General features: G+C 71.3%; 22 protein-coding genes. 9 read left to right on the top strand and 13 right to left on the bottom strand.

The genetic code is table 11. The features are described 5' to 3' along the window. Positions 1-33: 33 nt before the first annotated feature. From ABEA10_RS46035 to glnA, 5 genes are all read left to right on the top strand, one after another. Positions 34-840: an ABC transporter substrate-binding protein gene (locus tag ABEA10_RS46035; protein WP_345475035.1), complete on the top strand. Its 807-nt coding sequence runs from the start codon at positions 34-36 to the stop codon at positions 838-840. Between the two features lie 184 nt (positions 841-1,024). Continuing rightward, positions 1,025-1,831, top strand: a complete 807-nt coding sequence (locus ABEA10_RS46030) for an ABC transporter substrate-binding protein (protein WP_345475034.1) — start codon at positions 1,025-1,027, stop codon at positions 1,829-1,831. A gap of 2 nt (positions 1,832-1,833) precedes the next feature. Beyond that, positions 1,834-2,655 (top strand): amino acid ABC transporter permease, encoded by an 822-nt coding sequence (locus tag ABEA10_RS46025; protein WP_329257633.1) that lies wholly within the window; start codon positions 1,834-1,836, stop codon positions 2,653-2,655. Continuing rightward, entirely contained in the window at positions 2,652-3,413 is a 762-nt protein-coding gene (locus ABEA10_RS46020) for an amino acid ABC transporter ATP-binding protein (RefSeq protein ID WP_345475033.1), read from the top strand. Before ABEA10_RS46025 ends, ABEA10_RS46020 begins: the two co-directional genes overlap by 4 nt. A 109-nt stretch (positions 3,414-3,522) precedes the next feature. After that, positions 3,523-4,884 (top strand): type I glutamate--ammonia ligase, encoded by a 1,362-nt coding sequence (glnA, locus tag ABEA10_RS46015; protein WP_345475032.1) that lies wholly within the window; start codon positions 3,523-3,525, stop codon positions 4,882-4,884. 158 nt (positions 4,885-5,042) lie between these two features. Here the strand turns inward: glnA and ABEA10_RS46010 are convergent, their stop codons facing one another. Then, positions 5,043-5,435, bottom strand: coding sequence for a hypothetical protein (locus ABEA10_RS46010; protein WP_345475031.1), 393 nt, complete (start codon positions 5,433-5,435; stop codon positions 5,043-5,045). Positions 5,436-5,993: 558 nt separating this feature from the next. Between ABEA10_RS46010 and ABEA10_RS46005 the strand changes: the two genes are divergently transcribed. After that, positions 5,994-6,449: a hypothetical protein gene (locus ABEA10_RS46005; protein ID WP_345475030.1), complete on the top strand. Its 456-nt coding sequence runs from the start codon at positions 5,994-5,996 to the stop codon at positions 6,447-6,449. A gap of 13 nt (positions 6,450-6,462) precedes the next feature. Here the strand turns inward: ABEA10_RS46005 and ABEA10_RS46000 are convergent, their stop codons facing one another. Continuing rightward, positions 6,463-7,041 (bottom strand): TetR/AcrR family transcriptional regulator, encoded by a 579-nt coding sequence (locus ABEA10_RS46000; RefSeq protein WP_329257649.1) that lies wholly within the window; start codon positions 7,039-7,041, stop codon positions 6,463-6,465. A gap of 112 nt (positions 7,042-7,153) precedes the next feature. Continuing rightward, on the bottom strand, positions 7,154-8,008 hold the full coding sequence (locus tag ABEA10_RS45995) for a nuclear transport factor 2 family protein (protein ID WP_345475029.1): 855 nt from the start codon (positions 8,006-8,008) through the stop codon (positions 7,154-7,156). Positions 8,009-8,071: 63 nt separating this feature from the next. Between ABEA10_RS45995 and ABEA10_RS45990 the strand changes: the two genes are divergently transcribed. From ABEA10_RS45990 to ABEA10_RS45980, 3 genes are read left to right on the top strand one after another with little or no spacing between them, the layout of a single operon-like run. Beyond that, entirely contained in the window at positions 8,072-9,061 is a 990-nt protein-coding gene (locus ABEA10_RS45990; RefSeq protein ID WP_345475028.1) for a helix-turn-helix transcriptional regulator, read from the top strand. 42 nt (positions 9,062-9,103) lie between these two features. Beyond that, positions 9,104-12,076 (top strand): bifunctional [glutamine synthetase] adenylyltransferase/[glutamine synthetase]-adenylyl-L-tyrosine phosphorylase, encoded by a 2,973-nt coding sequence (locus ABEA10_RS45985; RefSeq protein WP_425551047.1) that lies wholly within the window; start codon positions 9,104-9,106, stop codon positions 12,074-12,076. 16 nt (positions 12,077-12,092) lie between these two features. After that, positions 12,093-12,647: a hypothetical protein gene (locus ABEA10_RS45980; protein WP_345475026.1), complete on the top strand. Its 555-nt coding sequence runs from the start codon at positions 12,093-12,095 to the stop codon at positions 12,645-12,647. A gap of 61 nt (positions 12,648-12,708) precedes the next feature. Here ABEA10_RS45980 and ABEA10_RS45975 read toward each other — a convergent pair whose 3' ends face one another. The 10 genes from ABEA10_RS45975 to ABEA10_RS45930 form a co-directional block, all read right to left on the bottom strand. Then, a complete protein-coding gene (locus ABEA10_RS45975; RefSeq protein ID WP_345475025.1) occupies positions 12,709-13,575 on the bottom strand; it encodes an ABC transporter permease in 867 nt (288 codons plus the stop codon). Continuing rightward, positions 13,572-14,534 (bottom strand): ABC transporter ATP-binding protein, encoded by a 963-nt coding sequence (locus ABEA10_RS45970; protein ID WP_425551051.1) that lies wholly within the window; start codon positions 14,532-14,534, stop codon positions 13,572-13,574. The genes ABEA10_RS45975 and ABEA10_RS45970 overlap by 4 nt, the downstream gene beginning before the upstream one ends. 114 nt (positions 14,535-14,648) lie before the next feature. Continuing rightward, positions 14,649-15,566, bottom strand: coding sequence for a Nif11-like leader peptide family natural product precursor (locus ABEA10_RS45965; RefSeq protein WP_345475024.1), 918 nt, complete (start codon positions 15,564-15,566; stop codon positions 14,649-14,651). Between the two features lie 11 nt (positions 15,567-15,577). After that, entirely contained in the window at positions 15,578-18,889 is a 3,312-nt protein-coding gene (locus ABEA10_RS45960) for a type 2 lanthipeptide synthetase LanM family protein (protein ID WP_345475023.1), read from the bottom strand. 82 nt (positions 18,890-18,971) lie between these two features. Next, on the bottom strand, positions 18,972-19,208 hold the full coding sequence (locus tag ABEA10_RS45955) for a cinnamycin family lantibiotic (protein ID WP_329257676.1): 237 nt from the start codon (positions 19,206-19,208) through the stop codon (positions 18,972-18,974). 24 nt (positions 19,209-19,232) lie between these two features. Continuing rightward, a complete protein-coding gene (locus ABEA10_RS45950; protein WP_329257679.1) occupies positions 19,233-19,589 on the bottom strand; it encodes a DurN family substrate-assisted peptide maturase in 357 nt (118 codons plus the stop codon). A gap of 190 nt (positions 19,590-19,779) precedes the next feature. Further along, complete coding sequence (locus tag ABEA10_RS45945; protein ID WP_345475021.1) at positions 19,780-20,571, bottom strand: AfsR/SARP family transcriptional regulator; 792 nt, start codon at positions 20,569-20,571, stop codon at positions 19,780-19,782. 503 nt (positions 20,572-21,074) lie between these two features. Continuing rightward, complete coding sequence (locus ABEA10_RS45940; RefSeq protein ID WP_345475020.1) at positions 21,075-21,875, bottom strand: phosphatase PAP2 family protein; 801 nt, start codon at positions 21,873-21,875, stop codon at positions 21,075-21,077. Positions 21,876-21,888: 13 nt separating this feature from the next. Continuing rightward, on the bottom strand, positions 21,889-22,713 hold the full coding sequence (locus ABEA10_RS45935) for a phosphatase PAP2 family protein (RefSeq protein ID WP_345475019.1): 825 nt from the start codon (positions 22,711-22,713) through the stop codon (positions 21,889-21,891). 124 nt (positions 22,714-22,837) lie between these two features. After that, on the bottom strand, positions 22,838-25,483 hold the full coding sequence (locus ABEA10_RS45930; RefSeq protein WP_345475018.1) for a glycoside hydrolase family 84 protein: 2,646 nt from the start codon (positions 25,481-25,483) through the stop codon (positions 22,838-22,840). Positions 25,484-25,529 lie beyond the last annotated feature (46 nt).

Here is a 25,529-nt window from a genome sequence, read left to right as displayed (position 1 = left end):
GCCCGCCGAAGATCCGAACCCCTCGGAGGCACCGTGCACCCCATCGCTCCGTCACGGCCGCCCGCCCTCCTGGCGATCGCGGCGCTGTTACTCACCGCCTGCGGCGCCGGCGCCGGCGGCGCGACCGTCCGGGGCGTACGCCTCATCGGCAGGGGAGTGCTCACGACCTGCACCCACCTGCCGTACGCCCCGTTCCAGTTCGAGCGGCGCGGCACCGTCGTCGGCTTCGACGTCGACCTGATGGACCTCGTCGCGCGACGCCTCGGCGTCCGCCAGAAGATCGTCGACACCGACTTCACCGCGATCACCTCCGGCGAGGTGTTCTCCGCCGGCGAGTGCGACGTCGCCGCGGCCGGCATGACCATCAACGCGCGCCGGGCCGCCAAGGTCGACTTCTCGCGTCCCTACTTCGACTCCGGCCAGGTGCTGATGGCCCGCCGCCGGCCCCGCGTCCGGCCCGCGGACATCGCCGGCGACCACCTGCGGGTCGGCGTGGTCGCCGGCACCACCGCCCAGGAGTACGCGCGGGCGCACGGGTGGGCGCCCAAGGCGTACGAGAACTCCATCACCGAACTCGGCGCCCTGCGCACCGGGCAGGTCGACGTCCTCGTCCAGGACGACCCGGTGGTGCGCTACTGGCTGACCGACCCGGACAACGCCGGCTTCACCATCGTCGGTGGCGCGCGCACGCGCGAGCGGTACGGCTTCGCCGTCCGGCGGGGGCGCAACCCCGGCCTGCTGCGCCTGATCGACCAGGTCATCACCCAGAGTCGCGACAACGGTGACTATCGCCGCATCTATGAGAAGTGGATGGGCCCGATGCCGCCGGACGCCGGCTGACCCCCGCGCGCCGGACGCCGGCCGACCCCTGTGCGCGGACGCCGGCCGAGCCCTGCGCGTGTGAGCCCGGCCGATCGCCGCGCGGCCTCAGGTCGTGGCCAGGTCGTGACTGATGTCGTCCCTCCTGGTAGCGGCAGATATGACATAGTCTCGGGCATTGCTTTGCAGCGAACCTGGAGGAATTGTGCCCATACGTCGCCGGTTGGCCGTCGCAGCCGGGCTCTGCGCGACCGCCCTCGTCGTCACCGCCTGTGGTAGCGGAGACAAGGGGGTGACGGTCCAGGGCGCCAAGCTCGTGAAGAAAGGCACCCTCACGACCTGCACCCACATGCCGTACCCGCCGTTCCAGTCCCCGCAGGGCGGTAAGGTCGTCGGCTTCGACGTCGACCTGATCGACCTGGTGGCCACGAAGCTGGGCGTGACCCAGAAGATCATTGACACGCCCTTCGAGACGATCAAGACCGGTTCGGCGCTGAACGCGGGCAAGTGCGACGTGGCCGCCGCGGGCATGACGATCACGGCCGATCGCAAGAAGTTCATCGACTACTCCGAGCCCTACTTCGACGCCACTCAGGCCGTGATGACCAGGAAGGGCATCACGTACGCCTCGGTCGATGACCTGAAGGCCAAGAAGATCAAGATCGGTGCCCAGGCGCAGACCACCAGCGAGGAGTTCCTCCAGGGCAAGGGCGTCGACCCCAAGTCCTACAAAGACGCCGAGAGCCTGCTCAACGGCCTGCGCAGCGCCCAGGTCGACGCGATCATGGCGGACTACCCGGTCGTGCAGGGCTGGCTCAAGGACCCGGCGAACGCCAAGTTCGGCCTCGCGGCCAACATCCACACCGGCGAGCAGCTGGGTTACGCCGTCCGCAAGGACCACAACCCCAAGCTGCTGGCGATCATCAACCAGGTGATCGACCAGGCCAAGGCGGACGGCACGTACAAGAAGATCTACGAGAAGTGGATCGGTCCGCTCCCGGCGGGTAGCTGAGCGTGGCGACGGCACAGGAAGCGGCGCCGCGGCTGACGCGGCGCCGCCGCCGGCAACTCGTGCTCGGTGGCGAGTATGCGATCTTCATCGTGGTGGTCGTCGGCCTGCTCCTGTCGGCCGACTGGGGCCAGATCCACACGAACTTCGCCAACTGGAGCATTGCCAAGCAGCTCTTCCCCGATGTCATCACCATCGGGCTCCGCAACACCCTGATCTACACGATCACGGGGTTCGCGCTCGGCCTCGCCGCGGGGCTCGTCCTGGCGCTGATGCGGCTGTCGTCCGCGGCGCCGTACCGCTGGTTCGCGCTCGTGTACGTCGAGGTGTTCCGCGGTCTGCCCGCCCTGCTGATCTTCGTGTTCGTCGGCACCGGCGTGCCGCTGGCCTTCCCCGGCACCAACCTGCCCGGCGGGGTGTACGGCCAGGCGGCGCTCGCCCTCGGGCTGGTCTCGGCCGCGTACATGGCCGAGACGATCCGGGCCGGCATCGAGGCGGTGCCACGCGGCCAGATGGAGGCGGCGCGCACGCTCGGCATGTCGCACGGCCGCGCGATGCGGACGATCGTCGTACCCCAGGCGCTGCGGATCGTGATCCCGCCGCTCACCAACGAGCTCGTCCTGCTGTTCAAGGACTCCTCGCTGGCGCTGTTCCTCGGCCTCACCCTGACCGAGCGCGAGCTGTCCAAGTACGCCAACGACGTGGCGAGCCAGCAGGGCAACTCCACGCCCATCATCATCGCCGCGATCTGCTACCTGATCGTCACGATCCCGCTGAGCTACCTGGCGCGGCGTCTGGAGGCCCGGCAGAAGAGGGGACAGCGATGATCGAGGTACACGACCTGCACAAGTCGTTCGGCGACCTGGAGGTGCTCCGCGGCATCGACCTGGAGGTCGGCGCCGGCGAGGTCGTCTGTGTGATCGGCCCGTCCGGGTCCGGCAAGTCCACGCTCCTGCGCTGCGTGAACCTCCTGGAGCAGCCGACCTCGGGCAAGGTCGTCGTCGACGGCGTCGAGCTGACCGACCCCGAGTGCGACATCGACGCCGTACGCCGCCGCATCGGCATGGTGTTCCAGCAGTTCAACCTCTTCCCGCACCTGTCGGTGCTGGCCAACGTCATGATCGCCCAGCGCAAGGTGCTCCGCCGGTCGGCCGCCGAGGCCGAGAAGATCGCCCGCGCGAATCTCGAGCGCGTCGGGCTGGCCGACAAGATCGGCGCCTACCCGGCGCAGCTCTCCGGCGGCCAGCAGCAGCGCGTGGCGATCGCCCGCGCCCTGGCGATGGGCCCGGCCGTGATGCTCTTCGACGAGCCGACGTCCGCGCTCGACCCCGAGCTCGTCGGCGACGTCCTCGCGGTGATGCGGAGCCTCGCCCTCGACGGCATGACCATGATGGTGGTCACCCACGAGATGAGCTTCGCCCGCGAGGTCGCCGACCGCGTCGTCTTCATGGACGGCGGGGTGATCGTGGAGGAGGGCCCGGCCGCGGAGGTCATCGGCGCACCCGCGAGCGAGCGCGCCCGTACGTTCCTGTCCCGTGTCCTCGACCCGGCGGCCGCACAGGTCGGCGAGGTGGAGGACGTCTGACCAGGCGTCTGATCAGGTATCTGATCAGGGACTCGTAACGTGGGATTAACACGGAGACGGCAGAATGTAAGTTGCCACTGAAGTCTCCGGGCTTACGAAGGGATCGGTTGTGGACCGTCAGCAGGAGTTCGTGCTCCGCACGTTGGAGGAGCGCGACATCCGTTTCATCCGGCTGTGGTTCACCGACGTGCTCGGGTTCCTCAAGTCGGTCGCTGTCGCGCCTGCCGAGCTCGAGCAGGCGTTCGCGGAGGGCATCGGGTTCGACGGGTCCTCGATCGAGGGCTTCGCGCGGATCCACGAGTCCGACATGCTCGCCAAGCCGGATCCGTCGACCTTCCAGGTGCTGCCCTGGCGGTCCGAGGCGCCGGGGACGGCGCGGATCTTCTGCGACATCCTCATGCCGGACAGCACGCCGAGCTTCGCCGACCCGCGCTACGTCCTGAAGCGCACACTGGCCCGCGCCGCCGACCTGGGCTTCACCTTCTATACGCACCCTGAGCTGGAGTTCTACCTGCTCAAGGAGCAGGTCACCGAGGGCGGCAAGCCGGAGCCGGTCGACTCGGGCGGCTACTTCGACCACACTCCGCACCGCGCCGCGCACGACTTCCGGCGCAGCGCGATCATGATGCTGGAGTCGATGGGCATCTCGGTGGAGTTCAGCCACCACGAGGGCGGCCCCGGCCAGCAGGAGATCGACCTGCGGTACGCCGACGCGCTGACCACGGCCGACAACATCATGACGTTCCGGCTGGTGATGAAGGAGGTCGCGCTCGAGCACGGCGTGTTCGCCTCGTTCATGCCCAAGCCGTTCACCGAGTACCCGGGCTCGGGCATGCACACCCACATGTCGCTGTTCGAGGGCGACCGCAACGCCTTCTACGAGCCCGGCGCGGAGTACCAGCTCTCCAAGGTCGGACGGGCGTTCATCGCGGGCGTGCTGCGCCACGCGGCCGAGCTCACCGCGGTCACCAACCAATGGGTGAACTCCTACAAGCGGCTGTGGGGCGGCGTCGGCGCCTCCGCCGGTGCGGGCGGCGAGGCCCCGCCGTACATCTGCTGGGGCCACAACAACCGCTCCGCCCTCGTGCGCGTGCCGATGTACAAGCCGCAGAAGGGCCACGCGACCCGCATCGAGTTCCGCTCGCTGGACACGGCCTGCAACCCCTACCTCGCGTTCGCGGTCATCCTCGGCGCCGGGCTCAAGGGCATCGAGGACGGGTACGAACTCCCCCCGGGCGCCGAGGACGACGTGTGGGCCCTGACCACGGCCGAACGCCGCGCGATGGGCATCGAGCCGCTGCCGCAGAGCCTCGATGAGGCCATCGTCGCGATGGAGCGCAGCGACCTCGTGGCCGAGGTGCTCGGCGAGCACGTGTTCGACTTCTTCCTGCGCAACAAGCGCGTGGAGTGGGAGGACTATCGCCGCCAGGTCACCGAGTACGAGCACGACCGCTACCTCAAGGTGCTGTAAGCACTGCTCAGTGCGGTAGTCAGGCCCGTACAGGGCACGGGCCGACGGTCGCGCGACCGCTCCGCCCGAACCTGCCCTGAAGAGTCATGGACGACCTTCTCAACCGCCGCGTCACCGGCAAGGTCGCCCTGACCGCCTGAACACCGGCGGCGCGATCCTTACTTCCCGCGCGGAAAGGCGTAGCTCGCAGGGATTTTGCGCGGGGGCGCTCCGTAGACCAGCGTTATCTCGCTGTGCGGAAGAAGCTCGATCATCGCTGGGTCGCCGGTCCGCTCGACGCCGTTGACGTAGGCGGTGAGCGGATGCTTCGCGTCGGCCGTGAACCCGCCGAGGTGTGCTGGTTCGAGGCGCACGCCCCATTCCATGAAGAGTTGCCCGAGGGTGAAGCGTTTACTGGGGTCCGAAGACGCGACGACTACGACGCCTTTGTCGCGTGTGCGCACCTCGGAGACGAACTTTCCGTCCACCCCGAGACCGGCGGTGACCTGGACGGGTCTGCCGTTCGCGAAGATGTCGAGATGGCTCTCGAAGCGCCGGGCGGTGCCCTCCACCGGGCCGATGGCGAGTCCGGCGGCGTCGGCGCCTCCCCCTACGTTGAGCGGCTTGGTCCACGGCGGAGGCTGTGTCCCGAATGAGTAGTGCACCGTCGGTAGCGGTGCTTCGGGGGCCCGGGGCGGAATCGCGACGCGGGGTCTTTCCGTCGTGCATCCGCCCGCCGGCGCGAGTGCGAGACCTACGACGGCGGCCAGCCCTGTCCAGGACCGCCGGCCCGTCCGGCGGCAGACCGGCTCTCGTCCGCTGACCATGGCGCGGCCTTTTTTCTCTTCGTCATTCACCCGGCGACGCGTTCGACGTCACCTTCACCGGACGATTTCACAGGAGGAGATTGATCAGCGCCACCGTTCGGCCGAGAGCGGCCACCTGTGTGGTCAAGGGGCGGCCTCCCTGGGCCGCTTGTCCTAGAACCGAGAGCCTGTATGTCGCCCACGGCCGGGTGGGGCCGCATCGGGCCGTGGGCGTCCGGCGGCTCGGCGATTTGCACTGGTAGCGGGGTTATGTGCTGAGATAGGGCCTGTTTTTTCTGTCAAGTATTGAGAAGGTTGCGACAGATGATGCGTCTGACCCTGGGAGCCACGGCACTCGTGCTGCCCGTCCTCCTGCTGTCCGGCTGTGGCGGTGACGGCGACGGGAAGGCCGGCGCACAAGCGTCGTCCCCGGCAGGGACCCCGCAAGCGTCATCCACCGAAGGAGCCCCGCAGGCGACACGGTCGTCGGCGGCGGAGCCGAACGGCCTCGCCGGCACCTGGAAGCCGATCAACAAGAGCCCGATAGAGACGCTCACCATCACCGGGAACACGGTGCGGACGACCGGAAGGCTCGCCTGCCCCGGAACCATCACCGGCGCGGGCACCGCGAAGCCGGTCATCACCCTGAAGTGCGGCACGGACAACGCCGACCGCAAGCGCGGCACCCTCAAGCTGAAGCCGGACGGTTCCGCGCTCGTCATCAGCTGGGACGGCCCCGCCTGGGGCGGCATGATCGACAGCCTGAAGCGCGCCGCCTGACGGCCCGGAGCTTCTAGCCGGTCGTGGCCGGCGTCGAGGGGCCGCCGGAGACGAGCTCCAGAGCGAGTTCGAGCCCGGCCTCGTATCTCTCGTCGTCGGTCGCGTCGGCGTCCTGGAGCATGAACGCCGAGGCGCTCACGGGGATGAGGGCGAGCCTCGACCGGAGCTGGTCGGTGAGTGAGGCGTCGGGGCTGCGCAGCATCCCGGACAGCGTGTTGAAGCGGTCGTGGAGCTTCTCGCCCGGGGCCAGCTCCTGCATCGTGGTCTTGCTCTCCTGGATGAAGCGCATCATGCCCTTGGGGCGTTCGCGGGCGAGCCGGGCGTACCGGCGGACGATCTCCTGGCGCGTCTCCGTCGTCGACGGCTCGCCCTTCGCCCAGTCGATGATCTCGTCCAGGCCGGCGATGAGGTCGTCGAAGAGGCTGACGACGATGTCCTCTTTGGTGTTGAAGTGGTAGTACAGCGCGGCCTTGGTCACGTCGAGGCGCTCGGCGATCTCGCGGAGCGAGGTCTTGTCGTAGCCGTGCTCGGCGAACAGCTCGACCGCGACCGCCTGGATCCGTTCGCGGGTCCCGCTACGTCGCTCGCCCATCGTCCTCACCCCCGAAAGAGCTTACTTACCGACCGGCTAGCATTGCAAAAAACTAGCCGGTCGGCAAGTAAGCTGCCCAACGGCGTGGCCCGCCGCGCGCGGAGGCGGCCGGTCAGCGGCGCAGGGGGCGGCCGAGGAGGGCCTCGGCGACGGTGAGACTGTCCTCGTAGACGGCATAACGGGTGATCTGGCCGTTCTGGACGGTCAGGTGCAGTGCGCACCGGGCCGTGTACGGCTCGCCGGTGGCCTTCACCGTCTGGTGGATGTCGCCGAGCACGACGGCGTCCGTTCCCTCGACGAGCACGCGCGCCACGGACGCGCCCGCCTTCTCGGGGATGTGGGCCGCGGCGATCTCGCGGAAGTGGTCGGCGACGTCGGCGCGCGTCGCGCGCGGCCGGATCCACGGAACGGCCGGGTGATCGCCGTCCGGCCAGTTCAGCCGCCAGTCGACGTGTTCGGCGAACACCGCGGCGATCCGGTCGGGATCACCTTCCCCCATCCGGCGGAGAAGTTCCTCTGCCGTGGCGCGCGTGCCCGCGCTCTGGTCCCCGGCCGGTGGGAGAGCCGGTGGTTGGAGAGCCGGTGGTTGGAGAGCCGGTGGTTCGACGGTGAACTGGTGGTCGCTCCGGATGAGCCCGCTCTCGTCCAGGCTGGCGAACACCCGGCCCGTCCAGGCGATGTCACCGCCGGTGGCGGGGATCATGTACGTGGTGAAGGCGACGGTGCCGTGATGGCCGGCCGCGTCGTTCGCGCTCCGGAAGACGAAGCCGCCGGAGCGCACGAGTTCCTCGTGGGCCCGGGCGACCCGCGTCTCGATCGCGTCCCGGCCCCGGTATCGCGCCGACCCGGTGATCTCGATGCCGTCCTCGGCCCACAGGCCGGCGACGAGGTCGCGGCGGGTCGCCTCGTCCGGCTCGTTCCACACGGCGACATAGCGGTCGACGAACTGGCCGATGTCCATGTTCATGGCCGGAAGCCAACCAGGCTTTCCTGACATCTCCTGGCAGTGGACCGCGGGAGACTTTTCGGCATGCGCGCGAGTCGGCTGGTCTCCGTCCTGTTGCTGCTGCAGACCCGGGAGCGGATGACGGCACAGGAGATCGCCGACGCGCTCGAGGTGTCCGTGCGCACCGTCTACCGCGACATGGAGGCCCTCAGCGGCGCCGGCGTGCCGCTGTACGGCGAGCCCGGGCACGACGGCGGATACCGGCTGCTGGGCGGCTTCCGCACCCGGCTGACGGGGCTGACCGCCGGGGAGGCCGAGTCGCTGTTCCTGACCGGGATCCCCAGGGCGGCCGCCGACCTCGGGCTCGGCGCCGTCGTGACCGCGGCACAGCTCAAGCTGCTGGCGGCGCTCCCCGTGGAACTGCGCGACCGTGCCGGACGCATCGCCGAACGATTCCACCTGGACACTCCGGCGTGGTACCACGACGCCGAGCACGTCCCGTACCTGACCGCGGTCGCCGCGGCGGTATGGAACGACCGCGCCGTGCGGATCCGCTACCTGCGCTGGGCCGAACCCCACGAGATCACCCGGACCGTGCGGCCGTACGGCCTGGTCCTCAAGGCGGGGCACTGGTACCTCGTGGCCGGTGTGGACCAGCGGACCCGGACCTACCGCATCTCACGGATCATCGACCTGCACGTCCTCGACGAGGGGTTCGACCGGCCCGCGGGCTTCGACCTCGCCGGCCACTGGCGGACCTACCTGGAGCACTTCGACGCCCGCCGCCACCAGGGCGAGGCGACCCTCCGCCTCTCTCCGGACACCGTGGACCGCCTGCCCCACGTCATGGAATCGACCGTCGTCCACGCCGCGCGACGGACCGCCACGCCTCCCGACGCCGACGGCTGGATCCGGGTGACGATCCCCATCGAGTCCCACGACCAGGCGCTCGGGGAGATCCTCAAGCTCGGGGCCGGCGCCGAGATCATCGCCCCGGGCGAACTCCGCGACCGGCTCATCCGGACACTCGACTCCCTGAGACGTCTCTACCGGGCGGAGGACGCCCGGCGGTGACCGTCGCTGTCGGCCGCCGGGACGTCTCGATACCTTTTGGTGGTGAGCGAACGCCGACTCGAGAGCCTCGCCGGGCGGCTGGCCCGGCTGGGCGTCACCGATGCCACGGGCGCCGAGCGCCGGCTCCGCGGTCACGAACTCGACGGGCTGGTCGAGGCCCTGGGCACCGCGGCCGACCCCGACCTCGCGCTCACCGGCCTTCTCCGGCTGCTGGAGGCCGCCGACATCCGGGCCGAGCTGAACGCCGACACCGAGGCGCGTGACCGGCTGCTCGCCGTGCTCGGCGTCAGCGCGGCGCTGGCCGACCACCTCGTCCGTCACCCCGGCCACTGGCGTGTCCTCGCCGGCCCCGACGCCGTACTCCGGCCCACCGCCGACGAGCTGCGGCGGACGCTGCTGGACGCGGTCGGCGCCGACGCGGCCGACCCGGCGCCGCGCGCGACCGCGGACAACCCCATGGTCGCGCTGCGCGTGGCGTACCGCAGGGCGCTGCTGCACCTGGCCGGGCGCGACCTCACCCACGTGCTCGACATCGAGGAGGTCGCCGCCGAGCTGGCCGACCTCGCCTCGGCCGCGCTGGAGGCCGGGCTGGCCATCGCCCGCGCCGAGCTCGGCGAGCAGGCCGGCCTGTGCCGGCTCGCCGTCATCGGCATGGGCAAGTGCGGCGGCCGCGAGCTGAACTACGTCAGCGACGTCGACGTCGTCTTCGTCGCCGAACCCGCGCCCGGACAGGACGAGGACGCCGCGCTGCGGGCCGCCACCAGGCTGGCGTCGGGGATGATGCGCGCGTGCTCGGCCAGCACGCCGGAGGGCGCGCTGTGGGAGGTCGACGCCGCCCTGCGCCCGGAGGGGAAGGCCGGGCCGCTCGTCCGTACGATGGCCAGCCACCGGGCGTACTACGAGCGCTGGGCCAAGACCTGGGAGTTCCAGGCGCTGCTCAAGGCCCGCCCGGTGGCCGGCGACCGCGAGCTGGGCGAGGAGTACGTCCGCACGCTCGCGCCTCTCGTGTGGAGCGCGGCCGGCCGCGACAACTTCGTCGAGGACGTCCAGGCGATGCGCCGTCGCGTCGAGGAGCACATCGCGCCCGAGCAGGCGGGCCGGCAGCTGAAGCTCGGCCCCGGCGGGCTGCGCGACGTGGAGTTCGCGGTGCAGCTGCTCCAGCTCGTGCACGGCCGGGCCGACGAGGAGCTGCGCGGCCCCAACACCCTGATCGCGCTCAAGAAGCTGTCCTGGGGCGGGTACGTCGGCCGGGGCGACGCCGCCGCGCTCGGCACCGCCTACCGCTTCCTCCGCCGCGTCGAGCACCTCATCCAGCTGCACCGGCTCCGGCGCAACCACCTCGTGCCCGAGGACGAACAGAGCCTGCGGCGCCTCGGCCGGGCGCTCGGGTTCCGCGTGGACCCGGTGGGGGAGTTCACCGCCGAGTGGCGCCGTCACGCGCGTGAGGTGCGCCGGCTCCACGAGAAGCTGTTCTACCGGCCGCTGCTGCAGGCGGTCGCCCGGCTGCCCGGCGACGAGGCCCGGCTCACCCGCGAGGCCGCCCGTGCCCGCCTGGAGGCCCTCGGCTACAACGACCCGGCGGGTGCCCTCCGCCACCTGGAGGCACTGACCGCCGGGGTGTCGCGGCGCGCCGCCATCCAGCGCACGCTGCTGCCGGTGATGCTCGACTGGTTCGCCGACTGCCCGGACCCCGATGCCGGACTGCTCGGGTTCCGCCAGGTCAGCGACGCTCTCGGCACGACACCCTGGTACCTGCGGCTGCTCCGCGACGACGTCGCCGTGGCCGAGCGGATGGCGCGGGTGCTGGCCTCCAGCCGGTACGCCACCGACCTGCTGCTGCGCGCCCCGGAGGCGGTCGCCATGCTGCGCGCCGAGACCGAGCTCGCCCCCCGCCCGGCCGACGCCCTGCACGGCGAGGCGCAGTCGGCCGTGGGCCGCTACCTCTCCTCGCCGCACGACCGGTCGGCGGACGCCGTCGCCGCGGTGCGCGGCCTGCGGCGCCGCGAGCTGTTCCGTACGGCCGTCGCCGACCTGCTCGGCAACCTCGACGAACGAGCCACCGCGGAGGCCCTCACCACGATCACCACGGTCACGCTCGACGCGGCGCTGCGGGTCGCGATCGAGCGGATCTCGGTGGAGCGGCGCGGTCCGCTCCCGACCCGGTTCGCGATCGTGGCGATGGGCCGGTACGGCGGGTACGAGCTGGGCTACGGCAGCGACGCGGACGTCATGTTCGTGCACGACCCCCTGCCCGGAGCCGACGAGCGCGAGGCCTCCTCCGTCGCGCACGCGGTCGCCGAAGAGCTCCGCCGCCTGCTCGCCCTGCCCGCGCCCGACCCGCCCCTGGTGATCGACCCCGGGCTGCGGCCGGAGGGACGGCAGGGACCGCTCGTCCGCACCCTCGACTCGTACGCCTCCTACTACCGCCGCTGGTCGGCGCCGTGGGAGAGCCAGGCCCTGCTGCGCGCCGTGCCCATGATCGGCGACGAGGGGCTCCGCGAGCGCTTCCAGGCGCTGATCGACCCGGTGCGGTGGCCGGAGAACGGCGTCGACGAGACGGCGCTGCGGGAGATCCGGCGGCTCAAGGCCCGCATGGAGGCCGAACGCCTGCCGCGCGGCGTCGACCCGCGGCGGCACACCAAGCTGGGTCCCGGCGGCCTGTCCGACGTGGAGTGGGTGGCGCAGCTGCTGCAGCTCCAGCACGCCCACGAGGTGCCCGGCCTGCGCACGACCCGGACGCTCGCCGCGCTCGACGCCGCCGTGGAGGCGGGCCTGCTCGCCTCCGACGACGCCGCGATCCTGACCGACGCCTGGCGCATGGCCACCCGGATCCGTAACGCGATCATGCTCGTGCGCGGGCGGGCGTCGGATCTGCTGCCGAGCGAGCACCACCGCGAGCGCTCGGCGGTGACCTCTGTGCTGGGCTACCCGGCCTCCGGCGCCCTGCTGGACGACTACCGGCGCCGCGCCCGCCTCGCCCGTAAGGTGGTCGAGCGCGTTTTCTACGGAAACTGAATACCTGAGGGGACGAATGTCAGGCTCCACGCTGGCCGTCGGCTACCGGTGGGCGGCCGTGGGCAAGGCCGGCATCCTCGCGGTCCTGCTGCCGCTCGCCGCCGGGTACGCCGCGTACACCGCGCTCGACGACGGGCCGCTGATCAGCGCCCTGTTCCTCGTCGTCTTCGGGTTCGTGGCGCTGGTCTTCCTGCCGCTGTTCGCGCGCGCCGTCCTACGCGCCGCGCGGGGCGCCCCGCTGCTGACCATCGACGAGCACGGGGTCACGCTGCACTCGGCGCGGGTCGGCCTGCCCTGGTCGAACCTCGCCGAGGTCCGGGTCGAACGCCGGCCCGGCCGCGCGGCGTTGCTGGTGTTCGTGCCGGTGGACGCGGAGCAGGTGGTGACCGCGCACCGCGGGACGCCGCGGTGGTTCGCCCGCAGCGGCACTCCCCGGGTCGGCGGCCCGGTCTTCGTCCGGGCCGACCAGCTGGCGCTTCCGCTGGACGAGGTCCTCGCGGCCGTCCGCCGCCGGACGTCCGCTCCGGTACGCCACCGCGAGATGCTGCGGAACGGGCCGGCCGGCCGCTGACCTCTCCTCCCCGCCTCGCGCCGCCGCCAGGGCTCGCTCCGGCGCGCCGTGGAAGCGTCCCTCAGCCCGTACGGGCGAAGCGGCGGGCGGCGATCGTCAGGGCGACGGCCGTGAACGCCGCGACCACGGCGAGCTCGATCACCGGAGAGGGGCGCAGGCCGGCCCAGGCCACCGGTTCGAACAGCGCCGACGTCCCCCGTGACGGCCGGTAGGCGGTGACGGTGCGCCGCATCGCGTCCACCGCGTACGTCAGCGGGTCGGCCGGCGTCAGCCACGACATCCAGGCGGGCATCGCCGCGACCGGGAACATCAGGCCGGACAGGAAGATCAGCGGCGTCATCAGCACGCTCAGCACCGTGGTGAACGTGCGGGCGCGGCGGATGACGACCGCGACCACCGCGCCGAGCACCGTCATGGCGAGCGCGGTCAGCGCCAGCTCGCCCAGCAGCAGCGCGAACAGCACCGGGTCGTACGGGATGTGGATCAGCCCGGCGCCCGCGAGCACGACCGCGCCCTGGCAGGTGGCGACGGTCGCGCCGCCGAGGCACTTGCCGGCCAGCAGCGTGCCGCGGCGGACCGGTGCGACGAGCATCTCGCGCAGGAAGCCGGACTCCCGGTCCCAGACGATGGACGCGCCGACGGAGATCGCGGCGGGCTGTGCGGCCATGACGAGCACGCCCGGGAACAGGAACGTGAGGTAGTCACGGGCCGAACCGCCCCCGGCGCCGGCGAGCAGCCGCCCGAGCCCCACGCCGAGCACGAACAGGAACAGCAGCGGCTGGAGGAGCGCCACGAGCGTGCCGGTACGGTCGCGTACGAAGTGCAGCAGCTCCCGCCGCCAGACCATCCGCGCCGCCCGCAGCTCGGCGGCGAGCCGCCCGGGCCCGGCGCCGGCCGCCTCGTACCGCGCGTGAGCGGCGTGCGTCATGAGCCCTCCCTCACCGGAAGGCGTGACCACCGGGGTGGGTCGCCCGCGGGTTCGTCGCGGATGCGGTGGCCGGTGTGGTGGAGGAAGACGTCGTCCAGGCTCGGGCGGGTGACCGTCACCTCATAGACCGGCACGTCCAGGCCCGCGCACAGGCGGGGCACCAGCCGGGCGCCGTCGTCGGCCTCGACCCGTACGCCGTGCGGGCCCGCGACGGCCTTCACCCCGAACCGCGTGCGCAACGCGGCGGCGGCCGCCTCGTCGTCGCCGGTGCGCAGGTCGACGCGGTCGGCGCCCAGGACGGACTTGAGCTCGGCGGGCGTGCCCTGCGCGACGATACGGCCGTCGTCGATGATGGCGACGCGGTCGCAGCGTTCGGCCTCGTCCAAATAGTGCGTCGTGAGGAACAGCGTCGTGGCCTCGCGCTCGCGTACTTCGCCGAGGTGGGTCCACAGCCCGGCACGGGCCTGCGGGTCGAGGCCGATGGTCGGCTCGTCCAGGAACAGCACGCGCGGCCGGTGGAGGAGCCCGCGGGCGATCTCCAGCCGGCGGCGCATGCCGCCGGAGAAGGTGCGGACGAGCGTGTCGTGGCGGGCCACGAGGCCGACGAGGTCGAGCATCGCGTCGACCCGCGCCGACAACGTCGCCCGGGGCAGGGAGTACAGGTCGGCGTGGAAACGGAGGTTCTCCTCGGCGGTCAGGTCGCCGTCGAGCGTGGTCTCCTGGAAGACCAGCCCGAGCGCGCGGCGCACGCGGTCCGGCGCGGTCCGCGTGTCGTGGCCGGCGATCTCGATGCGTCCCGCCGACGGGGTGACCAGCGTGCAGAGCATCCCGATGGTCGTCGTCTTGCCCGCGCCGTTCGGGCCGAGAAAGCCGAACGTCTCGCCTTGCGCGACCGTCAGGTCGATGCCGCGTACCGCCTCCACGCCCGCGTACGACTTGCGGACGCCGACGGCGCGGATCGCCGGGGTGTCCGGCGCCGGGCCCGCGTCGTACGGGGCGAGGGCGGGGTCGCGTGGACCCGGTGCGGGTGGCCGGGGGACGGAGCGTTGTTTGAGCCCGAACACGTGGACGCCTCAGACCTGCCGCGTGATCGCGGTCATCCAGCCGTCGGGCACGACGAACCCGAAGCTCCACCGGTGTCGCGACGTGGGGTTGACGATGCAGTGCCAGAACAGCCGGCGCGGATCCTGCTCGGCCTTGAAGAAACGGACCATCCGCGGCGTCTCCCGCAGCGTGACGATCTCCTCCGTGCGGGGGTTCATGTAGCGGAAGAACGACGTGTCGGCCGGGTCGTCGAACGGCTCGTCGAAGTCGACGATGTACATCCGCCACCCCGGCTGCGTCTCGTTCGTGTGCCACAGCCGGTAGCTGGACGGTGGATACCAGAGGCTGCCCGAGAACCGGATCTCGGCGGCGAAGAACTCCTCGAGCGTGCGGATCATCCGGTGCTTGGCCTCGAGGTAGCGGTCGTACCCCGGGTGGTCGACGTGTTCGTCGAGGTTGACGAGGTGGAAGTCGCGGCGCGGGGCGCCGGAGCCGAGGGCCGGGTCGCGCCAGTGCGCCTTCATCATCGACTCGTGCCAAACCTGGAACTCCGGGTTCGCCGGGGACAGGTCGGTCGACCGCAGGTCCTCGGCGCGGAAGGTCCGGGCGAACCGGTCGAGGTCGAACGAGGGCGGCTTGATCTTCAGATGGGGGAGCAGGTCGATGACGCGCTTCAGGCCGGGCAGGTCTTCCAGCCGGTATTCGTGATGGAGCGGGCCGGCGTCGCGCTCGGCCTCGGCGGGGCGCCGTACGGCCCTGGGGGATTCTCCGGAGGCGGGGGCGAAGGACGAGGACGCCTCCATCAGCTCGGGCACGTCGAACGAGTAGCCGTAGCGCGACCCGAGCCGGACGATCTCCCGCGTGCCGGTGACGGCCTTGAGCTGCTGTTTCAGCTCCGGGGAGTCGTAGGCGATCTGGAGGAAGGCGCGGCCGGACTCAACGGACATTCGGTGTCTCCTTATCGGCTGGGGGCGGGATCGAGCAGCAGGACGGAGGGGACCCGGTCGGGCCGGGCCAGGCGCAGGAAGTGCATGCCGAAGCCGGACAGGCCGAGCATCAGGCCCGGGAAGAAGCCGCCCTCCATGACCCCGTTCTCGGCGTCGTCGAGGCGGCGCCACTGCTCCTGTACCTGGACGTTCGCCTCGAGCCGGAACGCCGGCTCGTCGCGCAGCACCGCGAACCGCAGGAACAGTTCCGCGTTGCCGGCGCGGCCGTGGCAGAGCGTGTCGTTCATCAGGCGCGGGAAGCCCCGCATCGTGGCGGCGAGCGCCTGATGGGCCTCGCGCAGCAGCGCCTCGTCATCGCCGCCGAGCACCGCCCAGCTCGCGATCCGGCTCAGCCCGATGCCGGCCGCGCCGTTGCACCAGGCGTTGGCGAAGTGCCGGCCGTCGCGTGCGACGCCGCCGGGGCTGGTGCGCAGGTCGTACCAGTCCTGCTGTGCCTCGTCGAAGTGGCGCGCCTCGTACGCGAAGGCACGCCGCCCGGCGTCGGCGTAGACCGGGTCGTCGACCAGGCAGCCGAGCTGGATCAGCGCCCAGCCGATGCCGGCCGCGCCGTGGGAGAAGCCGGTGAGGTTCGCCACGGCCTCGCCCGGATCGGTGGGCGGCCAGCTCAGCGTGTCGCCGTGCTCGACCGCGTGCCGCAGCAGCAGGTCCGCGCAGCGCGTGGCGAGTTCGAGCCCCTGGCCGTCGGTCTCGCGGCCGAGGCCGAGCAGCACCGGGATGAGGCCGGCGCACCCGCTGAGCACGTCGAAGTGGGTGTCGGCGTCGATCGGCCCGGGCAGCTCACGGCTCAGGCGCACGGCGAGTTCGAGCAGGCCGCGGTCCTGCCACAGGTGGTGCAGGTGGGTGAGGACGTAGATGAGCCCGCCGAGGCCCTGGAACGCGCCGGGCCGCCGCCGGTCGGTGTGGGTGACGGCGTGCGACAGGGCGCGTCCGGCGGCACGGCGGAACTCCGGCCGGGGCACCAGGTCGTTGAGGTAGGCCAGGAAGAGGGCGACGCCGGCCGACCCGTGGTACAGGTCGCCGTCGATGTCCACCTCGGCCATGCCGTCGCCGGTGAGGCCGTACGACGTCCAGGGCGCGGGCGCCGACGGGTCGCGGAGCATACGGCACAGGCGCTCGCCGATCCGCGTCGCGTACTCCAGCGCCGCGGTCACGAACGCCGGGCTGGCGACCTCGCCGGAGGACAGGCTGGCGGCGATGTACTGCGTCTGCTGCGCCTGGTTGGCCCGCGACAGCCGCCGGATCCGCTGCGCGGCGCCCTCGATGGGGGAGACCTCCAGCCGTTTGTGCAGGCGCACGGCGTGGTCGTGCACCAGCCACCGGCCGCCGGCCGGCGCGGTGAAGATCGGAATGTCGAGCCGCCACAGCGAGACCAGCTCGCGCACGGCGAGCGTGCCGTCGGTGTCCCAGGTGCGGGGGAAGGTGCCCACGGTGCCGACGAGCAGGTCGACCTCCAGCGGGTCGACCAGGCACTTGGGATGGCGTGCGGAGATCAGCAGCTGGGAGTAGACCTGGGTGCCCCAGTTGATGAACCGGACCGAGGTGCCGGCGAAGATCTCGCTCACCTCGCGGATCGCGTCGTCCTTCCGCTGCTCGAACCAGGCGTAGACGCGCCCGAAACCGTCCATGATCGCGTCGGTGAAGTCCTGCGGCTGCATCAGCCGGTCGCCGAGGAAGACCCGGTTGGACCCGGTCGGCTCGACGTGCACGCCCGCCTGGTGGATCACCGAGGCCCGGAAGCTGAGGCGGTGCTCGTTGACGCGCGGCACCGGGATCGGCATCGCGTACGCCTCGCCGCCGGAGTAGCCGCTGATCCGCATCTCGGTCGCCGACGTCGTGGTGCGCGGCCACTCGAGCAGCCCGGTCTTGAACACGGAGTCGAGCAGGGTGCCGGCCGGCCGCGCCTGGCCGACCGGGAGCACGCCGAGGACGGTCTCGCAGTCGCAGACGTAGGCGTGCCCGTCGGCGACCAGGATGTTCTCGAAGTGCAGGTCGCCGCCGCCAAGGACGTAGAAGACGCCGAGGAGGCCGCCGAGCTCCTCATATACCCGCTCGACCTGCTCGCGGGCGGCCATGCGGTTGCGGCCTGCCGGGATCAGCGCCTCGTAGCCGTACGACGGCTTCGGCAGCACCGGCCGGGGGGAGAAGGCGAGGACGCCGTCGTCGCGGAGCCGGCGGAGCAGGTCCTGCATCGCGGCCTCGGAGCGGACACAACGCGGTTTGTAGACGAACGAGCCGGTGCCGCCGCCGCCGAGCGCGACCTCGACGATCGCGACGCTGCGCGCGCCCGCGTGGTGGTCGGACAGGCCCAGGCGCACGGAGCGGAACGCGGTGATCTCCTCGCCGAAGAAGGCGGCGCCGATGTCGGCGCGGTCGGCGGCGAGACGGCCGATCAACTCGGCGCCGAACCCGGCGAGCATGCCGGTCACCTCGGCGAGCCACCGGCCGAGGACGGGGAACCGCAGGTAGAAGCGGTGATAGGCGTCGGCGTCGGCGAAGGTCTCATCGAGATAGGCGAGGTACTCCTCGCGGGTCGCGGACGCGCGGTCGATGCCGGCACGGGCGCAGTGCACGTTCGCGTCGGCCTCCACGGCCCACGCGAGCGACAGCTCGAAGCGGTCGAGGAGATGCCGCTGGAGGTCGTCGACGAGACGCTGGTCGAAGAGCCCCGGATGCCGCGCGCGTTCGCCGCCGAGCCGCCGGCCGAGCTCGGCGAGGAAGGGCCCGCACGCGATCGCCAGCCGGCCGTAGTAGACGTCGAACTCGTGCCGGATCCCGTCCGCGGCGGGCGGGCGGGCGAAGTCGCGCAGGGCCGCGCGGTAGACGGGCAGCCAGGACGCGTGGACGTCCGCGAACGCCCTCCGGACCTCCTCTCCGGCCTCTCCGGCGCCCGCCAGGCCGAGCTCGTGGTGGCGGTAGGCGGTCAGGACGGTGGCGATCTCCTGCTTGGTGCGTTCGCGCCGAGAGGGCCCGTCCGTGCCGGTCCCGTTCGCGCCGACATCGCCCACGACGGCGGCCGGAGGCGCGGCCGCCACGGCCGGGTCCGCGCCGGGCCCGGCCGGGCGGGGCACGGGCCCGGCGTTCGCGTTCGCGTGGAGTCTGGCGGCGAGTTTGCCCGCCAGGCGGTCGATCTTCCACGTGTCGAAGGCGGGGAGGACGCCGGGCGTCGCCGTCGCGCCCGAGGCACGCAGGGTGGTGACGACCCGGGTGCGTTCGGACAGGTTGGCGGCGCGGGCGGCGAGGTCGAGGAAGGAATGGTCACTCATGGGGAGAAGCCGCTCCTGCGGTCGCTGGAGACGGTGGGCCGGCGTCCGCCGGCCCACCGCGCGGGGGTGTGGGCCCCTTCGCCTACTTGGTGGTGCCGTCGCAGACCACGGTCATCGGGCCGAAGCTGCAGGTGGAACGGCAGGCGTAGATCTCCATCGCGGCGACGCCCTCGGTCCAGAAGTCGAGTGACTCCTGGTCCGGCTGCTCGATGGGAGCGGGCAGCGAGGAGCCGGACATGCCGAAGGCCGCGGGGTCGGCCAGAAGCTCGGTGCGGAACTCACTGTCGACGACGGCCTGGAGCGCCATGGTTTCGGACACGGATACCTCCTGAGTGAGCGTGGACTACTGGGTCTTCTCGGCGACGAGCCGGATACCGATCTGCCGCTCGACGTTCTTCAGCTCTCGGATGGCGGCCGCCATGTTGTCACTGTCGTTCTGCCAGCGAACCAACTCCTTTTCGTCCGGGGACAGCCCGCTTTCCATCCAGGTGGACTCGAGCCACGCCTTTGCGGCATGAGGATGAAGATCGGTCAGGGGAGTGATTCGGGAGAGAATGGGTTCTTCGTGCAGTGCGAGCGCGCGGACGAGGGCCTCGCGCAGCTTTCCGTCCGGAGGCAGCAGCGAGCAGAAGATCATTAACTGCTGAACCTGCCGGATCGCGTCGACCCCCGGATAGATCGTCGGCCCTTTTACGGTCATGAGCCCTCCTTCGCCGGGGAGGGTGACCACAGGGGCGCGTCTTCGATTCCCTCGCTCCGCTCGGTCATAGGTCCTCCTTGATCGGAGGAGTGGCCGGGCAGGTTGTATTTCCGATTCGCTCACTTTGTTCGCTCATGAAGCCCCTTCCTCGTCGGCTTTACCAACGTAGGAAGGAGTTCTTTCAGTCCTCTTACAGTTCGCCTTCAGGTGGCGTGGAAGAAAGGCGGGGGTCACCGCGCAGGATGGCGGTGTGCAGGTCGCGTACCTCCGGGCCCGGGCAGACGCCGAGGCGCCGACGCAGCGACGCGCTGACCTCGCCGTACGCCTCGAGCGCCTCGGCCGGCCGCCCGCAGCGGTACAGCGCGACCATCAGCTGACCCCAGAAGCGCTCGTGGAAGGGGTGCTTGCCGGTCAACGCCCGCAGCTCGCCGACCAGGCGGTCGTGCCGGCCGAGCGCGAGGTCGACCTCGTGCCGCCGCTCCAGCGTGCGCAGATGCTCCTCGATCAGGCTGGGGACCAGGTCGCGGTGCAGGGACTCGGACCGTACGTCGGACAGGACCGGGCCACGCCACAGGGCCAGGGCCGCGGTGAGCCCGGCGGACTCGGCGGTCAGATCGCCGCGTCGCCCGGCCGTACGCGCCTCGGCGACCATCGTGCGGAAGCGGATCAGGTCGAGCCCGCCCGCGTCGACCTCGATGCCGTACCCGGCCGGAGAGGTGCTGATCAGCCCGGACCCGCCGCCGGTGTGGCGGTCGAGCGTCTGGCGCAGCCGCGTGACGTAGGTGTGCAGCGCCCCGCGGGGGCCGCGGGGCGGGTCGCCGCACCAGAGGCGGTCGGTGAGCTCTTCGATGGGCACGGTCCGGTTCGCGCTGAGCAGCAGGGTGGCGAGGAGTGTCCGCTGTTTTCCCGCCGCGACGGGCACCCGCCCTGTGCCGGCGCAGACTTCGAGCGGACCGAGGATGCGGAAATTTAGACCATGCACGACTGAACTCCAGACTCGCTTGTACCTCGTACCGCGATCCGGCTTCTTGGGCCGACGACGGGGGAACTCGCCGAAATCATTTATTTATCGTCAAAACAGACTTTCCTCGCGCACGGCCGTGAGGGTGCGTCCGTGGCACTTCTGTGTCACCGGTTTCGGGCTCGTACGATACAGCTCTGGACGTTGATGGACAATCACGATCAATGGGCGATGGCCTGGGAAGACGGCGACGGTAAGCGCCTTCCCGCCGGATGGCCGCCATGGTGGATTCCGGCGTTCCGTATCGGCGCGTGTGACCGAGTGTGACCGGCGGCCCGGCGGCCTTTTCTCTGCACCTTTAAAAGACGATTAGTGGCGATATTTCGCCGGGCGGCGGAGAGGACGCGGATGGCACGGGAGACGAAGAGGTGAGGTCACGGAGGACCGCGGTGGAGACAGGGGTGGCCCGGGAGTCGTACGGGTGCGCGGGAAGGGCCGTGGCCGCCCTGAAGGCGGACGGGCCGTTACTCGGTGGAGAAGACGCGCGCGACCGGGCCCAGGCGCGGGATGACCAGGCGGACGCCCCGGGCGGCCAGGTAGCCGCAGCCCAGCGTGACCGCGCCGCCGACCGCGTCCAGGAAGTAGTGGTTCGCCGTGCCCAGGATGACGATCACGGTCGCGACCGGGTAGAGGAACGGCAGGACCTTGGCCCAGGGGCGGCGGATCACGTTCGAGACGGCGATCGCGCACCACAGGGCCCAGCCCGTGTGCAGCGACGGCATCGCCGCGTACTGGTTCGACACCGAGCCGACCGGTGAGGCGCCCGAGGCGTACAGGCCGTGGGTGTTCCAGGCCAGTACCGTGTCGACGTATCCGGGCAGCATCCGCGGCGGCGCGAGGGGCAGCAGGTAGAAGCCGACCAGCGCGAGCACCGTCGTCGCGAAGATCAGCCGGCGGTAGAAGACGTACCGGTCCTGGTGGCGGACGTACAGCCAGGCCAGGATGGTCGGCGTCACGATGAAGTGCAGTGTCGAGTAGTAGTAGTTGGCGACGACGCCGATCCAGTGGTCGCGCACGAACAGGTGGTTGAGCGGGAGCTCGAAGCCGATGTGCAGGAGGTGCTCGAGCCGCAGGATCTGCCCGCCGAGCCGCAGCGCCGCCGTGTGCGTCGTCGGCACCAGGTTGCGCACGATGGAGTACGCGGTGTAACAGAGCGCGATGAGAAGTATCTCGCGCCAGACGCCCGGCCGTCTCCCGGCCGGCTTGTCCCCCGGTGCCTCAGTCGCGTCGCCCGTGGCGACTGGCGCTACGGCCGAACTCGACATGATCCCCATGGTGTCAGATCTGGCCGCCAGGACTATCGGCAATAGTTGTCTTGTTTGTCACTTCGTGATCCTTCGCTGGACGTGACCGCTTCTCCCGCAGATGGAGGATAAGGCCTGCGAGCAGGGCGAACGCCATCACGGTGATGCCCGCCACGGCGTCCAGCACGTAGTGGTTGGCGGTCGAGAAGATCACGGTGAGGGTGATGACCGGGTGGAGCACCGCCAGCGCCCTGACCAGCGGCCGGCGGGTACTCGCGATCACCGCCACCGCGCACCAGACCGCCCAGCCCGCGTGCATCGACGGCATGGCCGCGAACTGGTTCGTGAGCGAGCCCGCCTGGGGGGAGGAGTACAGCCCGAAGCTGTGGAAGGCGGTCACCGGGTCCACGAAGCCCGCGGTGCCGAGGAATCGCGGTGGCGCCAGCGGGTAGACCCAGAACCCGACGAGGGCGATCGCGGTCGCGAGCAGCAGCGACGTGCGCAGCCATCGGTACTCCCGCGGCCGCCGGCGGTAGAGCCACACCAGCACCGCCAGCGTGACCAGGAAGTGGGCCGTCGCGTAGAAGATGTTGGCGGCCTTGGCGAGCAGGGGGACGCGTAGCAGCGCGTGGTTGAGCGTCAGTTCGAGGTTCGGCCCCAGCGCGTGCTCCAGGCGCATGATCTGCCGGGCGTGGACGTACGCCGCCCCCTCGTCGTGGGGGATCAGCAGGCGTACGAGGGTGTACGCGCCGTAGAAGACGGCGACCAGGGCGATCTCCCGCCAGAGGCGGGGAGACCACGATCCTTTCAGGTCGATGTCGCGCGGCGCCGGGCGACAGGATTGGGCGAGCTGGGCCATATCTCGATCCTGGAGGAGATTCCCGCCTTTTTGATCACCTCCAGGAATGGTCTATGACTCGGCCCATATGAGTACGCGCCCTAGTCCTCAGGGTGGATACGGCCGTCCGGATACTCTCCGGAGATCACTCCGCCGGCACCGGAACGACCTCGCTGATCGAGGGGGCCGGTGAGCCGGACTCCCAGGTCAGACGCACCGCGTCGACCGGGTCGCCGCCGGCGGGCAGGTCGGCGAAGCCGTTACGGAAGAGACCGATGTGACGCCAGGCGCCACCGGTCCTGATCTCCACCGCGGCGGTGCCCGCCGAGCCCAGCACCCGGACGCGCGCCAGCCGCCGCGCCGCCGAGGGCGTCACGACGAGCGCGTCGCCCGCCGCCGGGGCGGCCGAGGCGGTGTAGGCGGTGTCCAGCGACCCGTCCGCCGCGGCGGCCAGGTCGCCGGCCGGGCCGCCGGCCGGGCCGCCCGTGACGGTGTAGGTGATCTGGCCGGGGACGCTCACCTGGAACTCCCGCACCACGCACCAGTACCCGCCGTTGGCGGCCGTGGCCCGGTAGCGCACGTACCGGGCGGTCGTACCGGCCGGCGCCGTGGCGTGGACCTCCGCCGTGGTCCCGTTCGCCAGCGGCGTCCAGGAGTCGCCGTCGGTGGAGTACTCCAGCGTGCCGGCGTGGATGTAGTCGTTCGGGCTGCCGGACTTGCCCATGAGGACGCCGATGTCGCCGATCGGCCTCGGCTCGCCGAAGTCGACGCCCACCCAGTCGCCGGCGCCCGGCGCGGCGTTGCTCCAGAAGTACGTGCCGGTGTCGCCGTCGGTCATCCGGGCGGGCGCGTTGTCCTGGTACGGGGTGAGGGAGGTGATCCCGGCCGGGCGAACGGCGTGCACCCCGGCCGTACGGTCGAACACCGCCTTCGCCGTCGTGAGGAACCGGTCGATCACCCCGTCACCGATCTTGGGCGCGGTGCCGCTGTGCGGCTCGCGGGTGTCGCGGATGGCGTTCGCCCGGGCCACCAGGGCGTCGACGCGCCGCCGGTCGGCCCAGCCGCGTGCGAGCGGGTGGGTGATCATGTCGAGGGCGGCGTCCATCGCCTGCGCCCACAGCTCGGTGGCGTCGAGCCACGCCTTGGCCTCGTCGGCGAAGGCGGGGTCGATGACGCCGGCCCGGATGCGCGCCGGAGCGGCGGCGAGAGCCCGTACGCGCGTCCGCAGGTCGTGGACGGACCCGTGGTGGTCCCCGGCGTCCCAGCGCCGCCAGAAGGCGTTCACGGCGGCGGCCAGCTCGGGCGCCTGGGTCAGGTGCAGCCGGCCGTCGTAGGTCGACACGTCCGCGAAGGCGCGCAGCGCGGCCGTCGTCCGCGGGTCGCCGCCCGCGCGCTCGGCCAGGGCCGCCGCCCAGTCGCGCCCGGCGTCGTACGTGGCGTCGTGCCAGCCGAAGTCGGCGAAGGAGAACAGCGCGACGTCGCTCACCGCGGCCTGGTTGGAGGGGTTGGAGATGATCCCGGTGATCGAGCCGGAGAGGCCGCTCTCCCGGCCCGTGTAGGCGGCCAGCGGCAGCCGTCCGGCGATGTAGTCGTTGACCGGGTAGTTGTCCCAGACCAGGATCGGGTGGCCGAAGACCTTCTCGGCCTGCTTCGCCTCGTCGACCGTGATCGTCGCCGGGATGACGCCGACGCCGGTCCAGTGCACGATCACGTCCGGGTCCAGCTTGTCGCGCAGGGCCTGCTTGTACGGCGAGTCGGTCACGTTGGAGTACTCGGTCGGCACCATCTGCAGCGGGTGTACGTCGCCCTTGGACCGCGCCCACGCCTGCACCTTGTTCAGCACGTACGCCTGCGCCGCGCCCGCTCCGGCCGCGCCGTCGCCGAACTTGTCCTTGTCGGCCGGGCAGTGCCAGACGCCGTAGTCGATGTCGTCGAACGGCACGTTGAACGCGCGCCCGCCGAGGTCGTACACCGCCTCGAACTTGGCGATCAGCGCGTCCACGTCCGCCTGGGACGAATAGCAGATCGACAGGCCGGGGGAGAGGGCGAAGGTGAACTCCACGTGGTTGTCGCGGGCCCGGTTCACCAGCGCGCCGAGCCGGGAGAGTTCGTCGGGCGGGTACGGGTCGCGCCAGCGTTCCCGGTGGTACGGGTCGTCCTTCGGCGCGTACTCGTAGGTGTTCATCTTGTGCGCGCCGAGGTAGTCGAGGTGGGCCAGCCGGTCCTCGTGGGACCAGGGAGTGCCGTAGAAGCCCTCGATCGAGCCCCGGTAACGCATCGCGGGCCAGTCGCGTACGGCGACGCCCGGCATCCAGTGCTCGCGCACCAGCTGCCCGAAGGTCTCCGCCGCGTAGAAGGAGCCCGTACCGTCGGCGCCGTCGAGGACGATGTGCTCGCGTCCGCCGTGGCGTCCGGCGGCCAGCACGTACCCCTCCGGCCCCAGCCCGGTGTGGTCGGCGACGCCGAGCTGCTTCAGGATCGGGGCGCCGCCGGAGAGCCAGACGGTCACCTCGGTGCGCGGGTCGGCCGCCGACTGCCGGATGTCGGTCGCGCCGGCCTTCCGCAGCGCCGCCCGTACGGTCCGCAGCGCGGGCGCGTCGGTGTCGGCCGCGGTGACGAGCCCGACCGTACGGGGAACGCGGAAGCCGTCGGGTCGATCGCTGATCTGCTGGGGCGTCGGCCAGACGGTTTCACGGACCGACGCGTGCGCCGGTGTGGCCGCGCCGTGCAGGGGAACGGCGACGGCCGCGGTGGCGAGCAGGGCGGTGACGGGGGCCCAGAGCCTGCGCATGGGGGAACTCCTCGCGAGTCAAGACAACCGCGAACAGCCAATAATG

It is taken from the genome of Actinoallomurus oryzae, assembly GCF_039541955.1.
In the GTDB taxonomy this organism is placed as follows: domain Bacteria; phylum Actinomycetota; class Actinomycetes; order Streptosporangiales; family Streptosporangiaceae; genus Actinoallomurus; species Actinoallomurus oryzae.
This window is presented reverse-complemented; position numbering and strand designations above follow the sequence as displayed.